This window comes from Halomonas alkalisoli (genome assembly GCF_021412585.1).
Classification (GTDB): Bacteria; Pseudomonadota; Gammaproteobacteria; order Pseudomonadales; family Halomonadaceae; genus Halomonas; species Halomonas alkalisoli.
The window spans coordinates 22,707-36,250 of record NZ_JAKCMI010000035.1 but is presented as its reverse complement, the minus strand read 5'-3'; the positions used below and the strand labels follow the sequence as shown (position 1 = coordinate 36,250).

Here is a 13,544-nt window from a genome sequence, read left to right as displayed (position 1 = left end):
CAGTCGCTGCGTGACGCCACGGTCATCGCCCTGGACAAGACCGGGACCCTGACCAAGGGCCGGCCAGAGCTCACCGACCTGGTGGTGGCCGGTGACTTCGCCGAGGCCGAGGTGCTGCAGCTGGTGGCCTCCGTGGAGCGCCAGTCGGAACACCCCATCGCCGAGGCCATCGTCAACGCGGCCAGGGCACGCGGGATGGAGCCCGATACCGTTCAGCATTTCGAGGCCGACCCCGGCTACGGCGTCGCGGCAGAGGTCAACGGCCGCCGTGTAGAGGTAGGTGCCGACCGCTACATGCGCAAGCTGGGTCTGGACGTGGACGTCTTCGCCAAGGCCGCGCATCGTCTCGCCGACGAGGGCAAGAGCCCGCTCTATGCCGCCATCGACGGTCGCCTGGCAGCGATCATCGCCGTCGCCGACCCGATCAAGGAATCCACGCCGGCCGCCATCCGCGCCCTGCACGCCGAGGGCCTGCAGGTGGCGATGATCACCGGCGACAACCGACGCACCGCCGAGGCCATCGCCCGCCGTCTCGGCATCGACAAGGTGGTGGCCGAAGTGCTCCCCGACGGCAAGGTGGATGCGGTGAAGGGCCTGCAGGCCGAAGGCGGCCTGGTGGCCTTCGTGGGCGACGGCATCAATGACGCACCGGCCCTGGCCCAGGCCGATGTGGGCATCGCCATCGGCACCGGCACCGATATCGCCATCGAGTCCGCCGAGGTGGTGCTGATGTCCGGCGACCTGCGCAACGTGCCCAATGCCATCGCACTGTCCCGGGCCACCATTCGCAATATCAAGCAGAACCTGTTCTGGGCCTTCGCCTACAACACGCTGCTGATCCCGGTGGCTGCCGGCGTGCTGTTTCCCGCCTTCGGCATCCTGCTCTCGCCGGTCTTTGCCGCCGTGGCCATGGCCGCCTCGAGCATCTGCGTACTCACCAATGCCTTGCGGCTCAAGGGATTCCGGCCACCGATAGTGATCGAAGCGGATGAGGCCACAGCACCGGAGCAGCAAGTGCCGCAGGCTGCCTGAATGCCCAGGCGCCCCCAGCATGGCGGGGGTGCATGGGCCGGATGCGTGCGCATCAAATACCTCTGCGTCGGTGGCCTTGGCTGACCTGGGGTGCCCCACCTCTACCTGATCGTCAACCGCCTCGCCTCATTCGACACCCCCACAGGGGTTTGCTAACGTCAATTCATGTATCCGGGCCCGTGCAGACTCATTGTGCCTCTTACTGGAGCCGCCGCGGATGACCACTCCTCCCTCGGAAGCCAGCGATAACGCCGGTGCGATACCGCCCCTGCTGGAGGTCAGCCACCTCGTCATGGACTTCGGCGGTCTACGGGCGCTGGATGGGGCTTCGCTGTCTGTCGAGCAGGGCACCATCACCGGATTGATCGGGCCGAACGGGGCGGGCAAGACCACGCTGTTCAATGTCGTGGCCGGTTATTATGAACCCCGGGCCGGTCGCGTTTACCTCAATGGCAACGACATTACCGGCCTGCCGCCGCACCGGATCTTCGCCCGTGGGCTCTGCCGTACCTTCCAGATCCCCCGCGAGCATGCCAGCATGTCAGTGCTCGAGAACCTGATGCTTGTGCCTCGCGGGCAGGCCGGCGAGCGCTTCTTCACCAGCCTGCTGCGCCCCGGCCGGGTGGGTGCGCAGGAGGCGGCGCTTCGCCAGCACGCCGAAGAGGTGCTGGCGTTCCTCGACCTGTCACACCTGGCCAATGAGTACGCCCGCAATCTCTCTGGCGGCCAAAAAAAGCTGCTCGAACTGGCCCGAACCCTGATGGCGGACCCCAAGCTGGTACTGCTCGACGAGCCCGGTGCGGGGGTCAACCCGACCCTGATGGGTCGCCTCAAGGAGAACATCGCACGCCTCAACCGTGAGCGCGGTATCACCTTTCTGATCATCGAACATGACATGGACCTGGTGATGAGTCTGTGCAATCCGGTGATCGTGATGAGCGAAGGGCGCTACCTGATGGAGGGTCCCCCCGAGGCGGTGCGCCATGATCCTCAGGTTCTGGAAGCCTATCTCGGAGGCCAGTATGCCGCTGCTGAAGGCTGAGGGGGTCTCAGCGGGGTATGGCGACATGGAGATTCTCCATGATGTCCATCTGAGCGTGGAGGCGGGGGAGATCGTCTCGCTGATTGGCCCTAATGGCGCCGGCAAGTCGACGTTGATGAAGACCATCTTCGGCCTTCTGCACCCCAAATCAGGCACCATCACCTACCGTGATCAACCGATACATGGACGCAAGCCCCATGAAATCGTCGGCCTGGGCATGTGCTATGTGCCCCAGGTGGCCAATGTCTTCGTCACCCTGACGGTGGAGGAGAATCTCGATATGGGGGGCTATCTGCTCAATGAGCGTGAGATTCCCAAGCGCCGCGAACGGGTCTATGCGCTTTTCCCCAAACTCTACGAGCGACGGCGACAACGTACGGGAAAGATGTCAGGCGGTGAGCGTCAGATGGTGGCCATGGGCAGCGCACTGATGCTGGACCCGGATCTGCTGCTGCTCGACGAGCCGTCGGCCGGGTTGTCGCCCAAACTGGTTGACGAGATATTCGACAACATCCGCCGCATCAATGCCGCGGGATTGGCGGTACTGATGGTCGAACAGAATGCCCGGAAATCGCTGCAGATGGCGAGCCGGGGCTATGTGTTGGCCAACGGTGAGAACCGTTACGACGGAACCGGGCAGGAACTGCTCGATGACCCCGACGTGGCGCGCCTCTACCTGGGGGGATGAACCATGCCCGACAATCAGCCTCACCAGTCCCAGCCGCAGCTGCCTGCCGATGAGCGGCGGCTCGGTGAACGGGTGCGCGGCGTCATCCGCACCCGGGGGTTTCTGATGGCCACCCTGGTGGCGATCCTGGTCGCGATGTACCTTGCCGGCCTGGCGACCGGCGCCAGTGCCCAGCGGCTGTTGGCGCTGACGGCCTGGGGGCTGATGCTCGGTGGCATCATCGCGCTTGGCAGCATCGGCCTGACGCTGATCTACGGGGTCATGAAGTTTCCCAATTTCTCCCACGGTGCCCTGGTCACGCTGGGAGCCTACGTGGCCTACACGCTGATTCCGTTGCTGCCAACGGGGGAAGTGCTGCGCCCGCTGTCCTTCGGTTATGAATTCCTCATCGCCCTGGTCCTGGCCATGCCGGTGGTCGGCGTGGTGGCAATGGCCATCGACCGTGTCGTGTACCGGCGTTTGCGCAACACCGGGGCCCATCTGGTCCTCTTCGCCATGGCCTCGCTGGCGATGGCCTTCTTCGTTCAGAGCATGATCTATCTTATCTGGGGGCCGGACTTCCATTTCTACTATCCGGGACGACCCAATCCGGCGCTCTACCTGCCGTTCGGCATTCGGGTGCGAGCCGACCAGTTGTTCATACTGCTGCTGGCGCTGGTGCTGGTCGCCATGATGTATGTGCTACTCGAATGGACCCGAATGGGCAAGGCGATGCGGGCCACCGCCGACAACCCGCATCTGGCCCAGATCCGTGGCATCAACACCGAGCGCGTCATCGCCTGGACCTGGGTGCTCGGCGGCGGCCTCGCCGCCGCCGGCGGCATCATGTATGGCCTGAGTTCGCAGCTGCGCCCGGAGATGGGTTTCTGGCTGCTGCTGCCGATGTTTGCCGCCACCATCATGGGGGGGATCGGCAATCCATACGGGGCGCTGAGTGCTGCGCTGATGATCGGCATTGCCCATCAGGTGTCGACCTCTTTCCTCGACCCGACCTATGGCCCGGCGGTGGCGTTCGTGCTCATGGTCGTGACGCTGCTTATCCGCCCGCAGGGATTACTTGGCCGCACAGAGAGGTAATGTGCCATGTCTCAAGTGATATTTCTCAAGGGGCTGATGCTGGGCGTTGCGCTGGCCTTCATCCTGCCGATTCTGCTGCCGCCCGGCCGGCGGTGGCGGGTGCCGGGCGGCATCGTCCTGGGACTTGGGCTCGGTCTGGGCATCGCCGCCCTGGTGCCTTCGGGCTACCTGTCCTACTTTATCGGCTTCATGACCATGGCGAGCATCTACGCCATCCTCAGCCTGGGGCTCAATACCCAATGGGGGTACACCGGTCATCTCAATTTCGGTGTGGCGGGTTTCTTCGCGGTGGGCGCCTTCACCTCGGCACTGTTCACCATCGAGGCGCCGACGGGGCTGGCGGCTCAATATACCCAGGTGCTGTTCGGGTTGAAGATGCCGTTCGTGGTGGGGGTAATGGCGGCTGCGGTGGTGTCGGGAGCCGTGGCATTCCTGGTGGCCGTTCCGGTGCTGCGCCTGCGCCTGGACTTCCTTGCCATCGCCACCATTGGCGTGGCGGAGATCATTCGCCTGATCTTTCAGAACGAGCGCTGGCTTGCCAACGGCCCCCAACCCCTGCGCGGCATCCCGCAGCCCGGGCGCTGCCTGTTCGAAACCCGCCACTGCGAGTGGGTGCCCGACTCCCTGGCCTGGATCATCGAGCCCTTGAGCACCCGGGACTACACCGCTTTCTACCTGATGATCGTGGCCGGCTGCCTCGCGCTGGTCTATGTGGTGCTCGAGCGCGCCTGCCGCTCGCCGTGGGGTCGCATGCTGCGCGCGGTGCGTGACGAGGAGACCTCGGCGGCCATGAGCGGCAAGAATGTCCCCTTCGCCCGTGTCCAGGCGTTCGTGGTGGGGGCCGTGATCATGGGGATCGCCGGTGCGCTGTATGCCCACTACACGGTGGCCATCGACTACAGCCACTTCCATGCGCTGTTTGCCACCTTCCTGGTCTGGATCATGCTTATGCTCGGCGGCAGCGGCAACCACCGTGGCGCCATTGTCGGTGCGATTCTGGTGTGGGGCGTCTGGGCGGGCACGGCATTTCTGGCCAACGCCCTCGAGCCGCTACTGGCGGCCATCCATCAGGACCTGCCCGGGCGGGCACAGTATATCCGCTGGTTGCTGGTCTCGCTGCTGTTGGCCGCCGTGGTGCTGTTCCGGCCCAAGGGGCTGCTGCCGGAGGAGATGCGGGTATCCCGCTATGTGCCCGACCCGAAGCGGCGCTGAGGCCCGAGAGGGTCGGTCGGGTGGCGGCACGACAGCCCCTGCGGAGCCCGCGCTGAGGGCGCCGCAGGGGGTGGCACCGCGTCATTCTTCTGGGATGTCTTCCGGCGAGCGGATCTCGATGGTTTCGCTGACGCCGTCGCGGAACTGCCAGATGGCGATGGGGGTCAGTACATCGCCGTTCTCGTCGAAGTCCACCGGTCCGGCGGCGCCGCTGTACTGGACCTCCTCACCGGCCATGATGGCCTCGATGCCGGCCACGATACTGTCGTAGTCGCCGGCCATGATGGTCAACCCCGGGGGATTGGCGACGTCGCGCAGGCGGTCGCGAAGCACCGGCCCGGTGATGTCGTCTACGTTCTCGTAGCCGTCTGCATAGGCCTTGACCGCGGCCAGGCCGATGACGATGGCGGCATCGTAGGCCGACTCGGTGAAGGGCGGGATGCGGTCGCGTCCAAACTCGGCTGTGAACTGCTCCGAGAAGTTCTGGAAGCCCGGAATGTTGGGGTCCTGGCCGGGTGCCGTCCCGATCACCCCTTCGACGGTGTCGGCGCCGAGGGCCTGGATGACGTCATCGGAGCGGTTGCCGTCAACAAACTGCCATGCCACCGCGTCGAAGAGGTCGCGCGCTTCGGAAAGGAAGGTCGCGGTATGCGCGGGATAGCTCGCTGCAAAAAGCAGCGCCGGCTCGTCCTGCAGGGCCGAGGCGAGCTGCGAGGTGTAGGTTGGCTGGACTTCTTCGGGGTGTGGCACCTGAGCGTGCACTACGCCGCCGCGAAGCTGGAACGAGCGGGCAAAGGCGTTCGACAGGCCCTGGCCGTACGGGTTGTTGATGAAGATCGTCGAGGCACTGTCGAACTGATAGTCGTCAAGGATCTCGCCCGCGACAAGCTGTGCGGCGACCACGCCCTGCAGGGCATCGGACGCCGTGGTGCGGAACAGCAGGTCGGCGTCACGGTCTTCCGGAAGCACCGAGATCAGCGGCGATGTCGACCCGTTGGAGACCTGCAGGACCTCCGAGGGGATGGTCACGGAGGTTGCCACAGCGACGGTCACGCCGCTGGACCAGCCACCGATGATGGCCGGCACCCCGTGGACCTCGACCAGCCCGCGGGCCGCCTCGATGGCGGGGCTTGGCAGGGTGGCACTGTCTTCGGTGATATGGTTGCCAATGATGGGGCCGCCGAGCACTGCTTCTGAAGCGGCGTTCAGGTGCTGGACCCCGAGTGCCGCGCCGTCGCGATAGTACTCGCCGAACTCGGCGCCCGACCCCGTGAACGGGGCGATCTGTCCCAGGGGGATGGCGGGCGGTTGCGCGACGGCGGCACTGGAAGCCACTGCAATGGCCAATGCCGTCAAGCCGGCCATCCCGATGCCGGCGGTCGATGAGGTGATGCGTACAGGTGCCGTCATGATTGCTGCCCTCCTCGTGGGAAGCTCTCCGGGAGTGAGGTGGTCCTGCTTCCGTGATGGCTACTGCTCCGCAACGACAGTCAGGCGAGTTGGCCCCGGGAGCTCCCGCAATGTCTGCATTTTTTGCCCGACGTCCAAATGTTAAGCATAGCTCGCTGCTGGAATCGTGAAGGATTGAGCTGGGTCATACCCCGCCCTGGAGCCGGATGCCATGGCCACTAGCGGATACGCATGCCCGTGCGGTGGACTCGGTTGGTGTCCCTAGCTTGTCGGGATGCCGCTTATGGGGCCGGGTTCTCCCGGGTGAACGGCGCCGCCAGGCGTCCCGGCGGTGTTGCCGGTATTCACGACAACAACCAACCTTTCAGCCTCCGCCGAGGCGCCTATCGGCGCCAGTCGCGATGGGAACCAGCGCTCCAACAGCGGTTTTTTCCACCAAGGGTGCCACGCCGCTGTAGGAGTAGCTTCAGCTCACGACTGGAGGCCGCAGGCCTCCCGGCAGTGTTGCCGGTATTCACGACAACAACCAACCTTTCAGCCTCCGCCGAGGCGCCTATCGGCGCCAGTCGCGATGGGGACTCGGAGCGCCGAACCGAGCGCTCCAACAGCTGCTTTCTCCACCAACGTTGCCACGCCGCTGTAGGAGTAGCTTCAGCTCACGACTGGAGGCCGCAGGCCTCCCGGCGGTGTTGCCGACGCCAACGATCACCGCCAACGCGGCGGCCTCCACCAGACGCCTGCTGAATCTTATGCGTAATCAGGATTTAATTTCGCGCTGACTGGCGAAAACCAATTGTTAGCGATCGAAGACCACGGTGCGGCGGGCGTGGAGGAAGACGCGCCGCTCCACGTGCAGGGCTACCGCACGAGCGAGGGTCAGGCACTCGATGTCACGCCCCTTGGCCACCAGGTCTTCCGGGTAGTCGGCATGGCCGACCGGCTCCACGCCCTGAGTGATGATCGGCCCCTCGTCCAGGTCGTCGTTGATGTAGTGGGCGGTGGCACCGACCAGCTTCACCCCCTTGTCATAGGCCTGGTGGTAGGGCTTGGCGCCCTTGAAGCCGGGCAGCAGGGAGTGGTGGATATTGATCGCCCGGCCGCTGAGCTTGGTGCACAGGTCGCTGGAGAGCACCTGCATGTAGCGTGCCAGGATCACCAGTTCGACGCCGCTGGATTCGATCACCTCCCACACCTGGGCCTCCTGCTCGGCCTTGGTCTCGGGGGTGATGGGGAAGTGGTGATAGGGAATATCGTGCCACTCCGCCAGGGGCGCCAGGTCCGGGTGGTTGGAAACGATGGCGCGAATCTCGATGGGCAGCTGCCCGGTGCGGTAGCGGTAAAGCAGGTCGTTAAGGCAGTGGTCGGCCTTGGAGACCATGATCACCACCGGCATGCGCCGCCCCGGCGGGGTCAGCTCGAACGCCATGGCGAACTCGTCGGCGCGCTCGGCGAAGGCGGCCTGGAAGGTCTCGGCGGAGAAGTCGTCGTCCAGGGGACGGAACTCGGTGCGAATAAAGAACCGTTCGCTGAGCCGGTCATCGAAGGATTGCTGCTCGGTGATATAGCAGCGGTTTTCCTTGAGGAAGCGGGTGACCACGTCCACGGTGCCCAGTCGGCTGGGGCACTGGGCGGCCAGGATCCAGGTGGAAGATGCTTGGCTCATAATTGGCGCCTCACTCGAAAAAACAGGGGGCCACAATGGGCCCCCGGATGGTGCCGGGGAGGGTAGTCCCCGACTTATCGCGCGGTACGCCGGAGCGCCGCGCTCCCACAAGGGCAAGTTTCGCCGACGTGGAGCAAGCCTGGTTTCAGCGTACCACGCCGATGGCGTACTCCTCGCCGGCGTCAAGCAGCCAGCGATAGCAATAGTCGGCGAAGCTGCGGCGCACCACCAGTTCCCAGCGCTCCTCGGAGGGGCGGCGGAGGATGGTGGTGGCCTTGGCGAAGACCGTGGTCACGCCCCTGCCCACCGGGAAGTGGCTGGGATGGACGTCATAGATCACCGTCTTCATCAGCAGCTCACGGGCCGCCTCGCCGGAAAGCTCCAGCAGGGTCTGGCCGCCGCTGACGTCGCTGATGGCGTAGTGGGCGTCCCCCAGGCGCTCGCGCAGCCGGGTCTCCAGCTCGAACTCCTCGCCGCCGGGGACGATCACCAGCCACTCGTCCGGGGAGAGCCACTGGATCGAGCGCTCGCCGCGCTCATCCTGGACCAGCCCCTGGGGCTCGCCGGGCAGGTTGAGGCCCAGCACCTCGCGCACCGCCTCGTCGAGGACGATGGCGCCGCCGCGCAGGACCAGGTGGCCCAGCAGGGCGCGCTCGCGCAGGATGACGCGGCTCTCGGGGCCGGCCGCCGGTGCACCGCTGCGGCGGTAGCTGTAGGCCAGCGGCGACTCCACCGGGATGGCGCTATCGGTACGGGTATCGAAGGTAGCCGCGTTAGACATGCTGGCGCTCTCCCTTGGGGTCGTAGAAGATCGGGCTGACGATTTCGGCCTCATGGGTCTGGCCGTCCGCCATGGGCAGGTAGACGGTCTCACCCAGCTTGTTGTGGCCACCCTTGACCACCGCCAGGGCGAAGCCGGAGTCCAGGGTCGGGCTGTAGTAGCTGGAGGTCACGTGCCCGGCCATCGGCATGGGAATGGCGTGCTTGGGATCGAAGACGATCTGCGCACCCTCCTCCAGCACCACCTTGGGGTCCTTGGGCTTGAGGCCCACCAGCTGCTTGCGGTTCTCGCGCTTGGTGTCGGAACGGGTCAGGGCCCGCTTGCCGATCCACGAGAAGGGCTTGTCGTAGCCCACGCACCACTGCATGCCCAGGTCTTCCGGGGTCACCGAGCCATCGGTGTCCTGGCCGACGATGATGAAGCCCTTCTCGGCACGCAGGACGTGCATGGTCTCGGTGCCGTACGGGGTCAGGCCGTACTTCTCGCCGTGCTTGAAGAGGGTCTGCCACACGTGCATGGCGTAGTTGGCCTGGACGTTGATCTCGTAGGTCAGCTCGCCGGTGAAGGAGATGCGATAGACCCGCGCCGGCACGCCCGCTACCTTGCCGGCACGCCAGTCCATGAACTTGAAGCTGTCCTTGTCGAGATCGATATCGGTGATCTCGGCCAGCAGCTTGCGCGCCTCGGGGCCAGTGATGGTCATGGTGGCCCAGTGGTCGGTCACCGAGCTGAAGTAGACGTCCAGCTCCGGCCACTCGGTCTGGTGCCACAGCTCCAGCCACTCGAGGATCGCCGCGGCACCGCCGGTGGTGGTGGTCATCAGGAAGTGGTTTTCGGCCAGGCAGCTGGTCACGCCGTCGTCGGTGACCATGCCGTCGTCCTTGCACATCAGGCCGTAGCGGCACTTGCCGACCGCCAGCTTCTCCCACTTGTTGGTGTAGATCCGCGCCAGGAATTCCCGGGCGTCGGGGCCCTGGATGTCGATCTTGCCCAGGGTCGAGGCGTCGAGGATGCCGATCTTCTCGCGCACCGCGCTGCACTCCCGAGCCACCGCCTCGTGCATGGTCTCGACCTTGCCGTTGACGCGCTGCGGGTAGTACCAGGGACGCTTCCACTGGCCCACGTCCTCGAACTCGGCGCCGTTTTCCACATGCCACTGGTGCAGGGCGGTGTAGCGCTCGGGATCGAACAGATCGCGGCAGTGACGGCCGACGATGGCGCCGAAGGTCACCGGGGTGTAGTTGGGGCGGAACACCGTGGTGCCCACCTCGGGGATCGACTTGTTCAGGCAGCGGGCGGCGATGGCCATGCCGTTGATATTGCCCAGCTTGCCCTGGTCGGTGCCGAAGCCCATGGCGGTGTAGCGCTTGACGTGCTCGATGGACTCGAAGCCCTCGCGGGTGGCCAGCTCGATGCCCGCTGCGGTGACGTCGTTCTGCAGGTCGACGAACTGCTTGGGCGCGCGCAGGGTCGGCTTCTCGTGGGGCACCTGGAAGAGCGGTGCCGCCGGGCCCTGCTCGAGTTGCTTGGCCTGGGGCAGGCTGACCGCCGTGGCGGCATGGCCGGTAGCGGCGGCGGCCTTGATGCCGGCCTCCACGCCGTCGGCGAGCACCTCGCCCAGGGCATAGGTGCCGTTGGCACCGCCGCAGGCCTGCACGCCCTTCACCAGGCTCGGCACGAAGCCGAGGAGATCGTCGCGCCAGGTGGGCCGGGCGCCGGTGTGGGAGGCCAGGTGGATCACCGGGCTGTAGCCGCCGGAGCTGGCGATGGTGTCGCAGGTCAGCGTCTCGGCCTGGCCGGTAACCTTGAAGGCGTCGATATCGATCTTGGCGACCCGCGCCGCGCTGACGCGGCTGGAGCCTTTGGCCTCGATCACGGCGCTACCGGTGATGATCTTGATGCCCTGGGCGCGGGCGGCTTCCACCCATTCGCCGGCGGGGGCCTGGCGGGCGTCGACGATGGCCACCACCTCGCGACCCGCCTCCTTCCAGTCGAGGGCGGCGCGATAGCCGTAGTCGTTGCTGGTGGAGAGCACCAGCTTGTTGCCCGGCGCCACGCCGTAGCGGCGGATATAGGTGGAAACGGCACCAGCCAGCAGGTTGCCCGGCACGTCGTTGCCGGCGTAGACCAGCGGACGCTCGTGGGCACCGGTGGCCAGGATCACCTGGCCGGCGCGCACCCGGTGCATGCGTGAGCGCACCTGACGACGGCCACTGGCCAGGGGCGCGGTCTCGCCGAGGTGCTCGGTGCGCCGCTCGTGCAGAGTGACGAAGTGGTGGTCGTGGTAGCCGTTGGCGGTGGTGCGCGCCAGCAGGGTGACGTTCTCGCACCCGGCCAGTTCCTCGAGCACCTGGGTCGCCCACTGGTCCGCCGGCTTGTCGTCCAGGGTCTCGCGGCTATCCAGCAGCGAGCCGCCCATCTCCTCCTGCTCGTCGGCGACGATCACCCGGGCACCGCTGCGCGCGGCGGCCAGGGCCGCGGCCAGGCCGGCAGGGCCAGCGCCCACCACCAGCACATCGCAGTGCTGGTGCAGGTGGTCGTAGGTGTCCGGATCGGCTTCCATGGGGCTGCGCCCCAGGCCGGCGCTCTTGCGGATGTACTTCTCGTAGGTCATCCACATCGAGGCCGGGGCCATGAAAGTCTTGTAGTAGAAGCCCGGGGGCATGAACTTGCCGCCCAGCTTGCCGACCAGGCCCATCATGTCGCGCTGCACATTGGGCCAGCCGTTGGTGCTGCGGGCGGTGAGGCCGGCGAACAGCGCCTGCTGGGTGGCGCGCACGTTGGGCACCTGGGCCGCCTCGGTGCTGCCCAGCTGGACGACCGCATTCGGCTCCTCGGCGCCGGCGGCGACGATGCCCCGGGGACGGGAGTACTTGAAGCTGCGGTTGACGATATCCACGCCGTTGGCCAGCAGCGCCGAGGCCAGGGTATCCCCCGGATGTCCCTGGTAGCTCTGGCCATTGAAGGTGAAGCTCAGGGTGCGGGAGCGATCGATCCGACCGCCCTTGGCCAGGCGGTGCACTTGCTTGTTGGACTGGCTCATGCGCGCACTCCTTCTTGACGGCTGGCCGCGGCGACCTGGTTCTGGCTGTCGGCGGTGATCGAGGGCTGATCGCCCATCTTGTAGGTCTCGAGGATCTCGTAGGTCACGGTGTGACGCGTGACGTTGAAGAACTTGCGGCAACCCACCGCGTGCACCCACAGCTCGTGATGCACGCCCCGGGGGTTGTCACGGAAGAAGAGGTAGTCGCCCCACTCCTCGTCGCTGCACGCCTCGGGGTTCTTGGGTCGCTCGATATGCGCCTGGCCCTTGGGGTGAAACTCCTCTTCCTCACGGTGTTCGCCGCAGTAGGGGCAATAGATATAGAACATGGCGAATTCTCCTTAGTGGGCCACGCCGGCGGCGCCGTGCTCGTCGATCAGGGCCCCGCTATGGAAACGGAACATGGAGAAGGGCTCGGCGATGGGGTGCATCTCGCCCTTGGCCAGGCTGGCGGCGAACACATGACCCGAGCCCGGCGTGGCCTTGAAGCCACCGGTGCCCCAGCCACAGTTGAAGAACAGGCCCTTCACCGGGGTCTTGGAGAGGATCGGACAGGCATCCGGGCAGGTGTCGACGATGCCGCCCCACTGGCGGTTCATGCGCACCCGGGAGAAGATCGGGAACATCTCGACGATGGCCTGCAGGGTGTGCTCCACGGTGGGGTAGCTGCCGCGCTGGCCATAGCCGTTGTAGCCATCGATACCGGCGCCGATCACCAGGTCGCCCTTGTCGGACTGGCTGATATAGCCGTGCACATGGTTGGACATCACCACGGTATCGAGGATGGGCTTGAGGGGCTCGGAGACCAGGGCCTGCAGCGGATGCGACTCCAGCGGCAGATTGAAACCGGCCATCTTGGCCAGCACACTGGAGTTACCGGCGGCCACGCAGCCCACGGTCTTGGCCTCGATATCGCCGCGGTTGGTGTGCACGCCATAGACCTGGCCGTCGCGGATCTTGAAGCCGGTGACCTCGGTCTGCTGGAGGATATCCACCCCGTGGGCATCGGCACCGCGGGCATAGCCCCAGGCCACGGCGTCGTGGCGGGCCACGCCGGCGCGCGGCTGCCAGGAGGCGCCCATCACCGGATAGCGGGCGCGCGAAGAGCAGTCCATGATCGGCACCAGCTCCTGCACGCCCTTGGCGTCCAGCACCTCGCCGTCGATACCGTTCAGGCGGTTGGCATTGACCCGGCGCTGGATATCGCGCATGTCCTGCAGGGTGTGGCCCAGGTTGAGCACGCCCCGCTGGGAGAACATCACGTTGTAGTTCAGGTCCTGGGAGAGCCCTTCCCACAGCTTCATGGCATGCTCGTAGAGGGCTGCCGCCTCGTCCCACAGGTAGTTGGAACGCACGATGGTGGTATTACGCGCCGTGTTACCGCCGCCCAGCCAGCCCTTCTCGATCACCGCCACGTTCTTGACGCCGAACTCCTTGGCCAGGTAGTAGGCGGTGGCCAGGCCGTGGCCGCCGCCGCCGACGATGATTACGTCGTACTGCTTCTTCGGCGTGGGATTGCGCCACTGGCGCTCCCAGTTCTCGTGGTGGCTAAGGGCGTGCTTGGCCAGCCCGAATCCTGAATAGCGTTGCATACTC

Annotated in this window: 11 protein-coding genes; 5 read left to right on the top strand and 6 right to left on the bottom strand. The window is 65.9% G+C overall.

Features of this window, described 5'->3' with window-relative positions; all coding sequences use genetic code 11:
• The 5 genes from LY622_RS16165 to LY622_RS16145 form a co-directional block, all read left to right on the top strand.
• Positions 1-1,032 (top strand): heavy metal translocating P-type ATPase (locus LY622_RS16165; protein WP_234291835.1); only part of this gene is annotated, 1,032 nt, incomplete at its 5' end.
• 217 nt (positions 1,033-1,249) lie between these two features.
• Positions 1,250-2,074, top strand: coding sequence for an ABC transporter ATP-binding protein (locus LY622_RS16160; protein ID WP_234291834.1), 825 nt, complete (start codon positions 1,250-1,252; stop codon positions 2,072-2,074).
• Entirely contained in the window at positions 2,055-2,762 is a 708-nt protein-coding gene (locus LY622_RS16155; protein ID WP_234291833.1) for an ABC transporter ATP-binding protein, read from the top strand. Before LY622_RS16160 ends, LY622_RS16155 begins: the two co-directional genes overlap by 20 nt.
• A 3-nt stretch (positions 2,763-2,765) precedes the next feature.
• Complete coding sequence (locus LY622_RS16150; protein WP_234291832.1) at positions 2,766-3,839, top strand: branched-chain amino acid ABC transporter permease; 1,074 nt, start codon at positions 2,766-2,768, stop codon at positions 3,837-3,839.
• A 6-nt stretch (positions 3,840-3,845) separates the two neighbouring features.
• Positions 3,846-5,051, top strand: a complete 1,206-nt coding sequence (locus LY622_RS16145) for a branched-chain amino acid ABC transporter permease (RefSeq protein ID WP_234291831.1) — start codon at positions 3,846-3,848, stop codon at positions 5,049-5,051.
• Between the two features lie 81 nt (positions 5,052-5,132).
• Here LY622_RS16145 and LY622_RS16140 read toward each other — a convergent pair whose 3' ends face one another.
• The 6 genes from LY622_RS16140 to LY622_RS16115 form a co-directional block, all read right to left on the bottom strand.
• A complete protein-coding gene (locus tag LY622_RS16140; protein ID WP_234291830.1) occupies positions 5,133-6,461 on the bottom strand; it encodes an ABC transporter substrate-binding protein in 1,329 nt (442 codons plus the stop codon).
• Between the two features lie 796 nt (positions 6,462-7,257).
• Positions 7,258-8,124 carry a formyltetrahydrofolate deformylase gene (purU, locus tag LY622_RS16135; RefSeq protein WP_234291829.1) on the bottom strand — a complete coding sequence of 289 codons (867 nt, stop codon included), beginning with the start codon at positions 8,122-8,124 and terminating at the stop codon, positions 7,258-7,260.
• Between the two features lie 145 nt (positions 8,125-8,269).
• The gene (locus LY622_RS16130) at positions 8,270-8,905 is read right to left on the bottom strand and encodes a sarcosine oxidase subunit gamma (RefSeq protein ID WP_234291828.1); all 636 of its coding nucleotides are present in this window, start codon (positions 8,903-8,905) and stop codon (positions 8,270-8,272) included.
• Positions 8,898-11,948: a sarcosine oxidase subunit alpha family protein gene (locus tag LY622_RS16125; protein WP_234291827.1), complete on the bottom strand. Its 3,051-nt coding sequence runs from the start codon at positions 11,946-11,948 to the stop codon at positions 8,898-8,900. Before LY622_RS16125 ends, LY622_RS16130 begins: the two co-directional genes overlap by 8 nt.
• Positions 11,945-12,277, bottom strand: coding sequence for a sarcosine oxidase subunit delta (locus tag LY622_RS16120; RefSeq protein ID WP_234291826.1), 333 nt, complete (start codon positions 12,275-12,277; stop codon positions 11,945-11,947). The genes LY622_RS16125 and LY622_RS16120 overlap by 4 nt, the downstream gene beginning before the upstream one ends.
• Positions 12,278-12,289: 12 nt before the next feature.
• On the bottom strand, positions 12,290-13,540 hold the full coding sequence (locus LY622_RS16115) for a sarcosine oxidase subunit beta family protein (RefSeq protein WP_114478133.1): 1,251 nt from the start codon (positions 13,538-13,540) through the stop codon (positions 12,290-12,292).
• Positions 13,541-13,544: the final 4 nt, after the last annotated feature.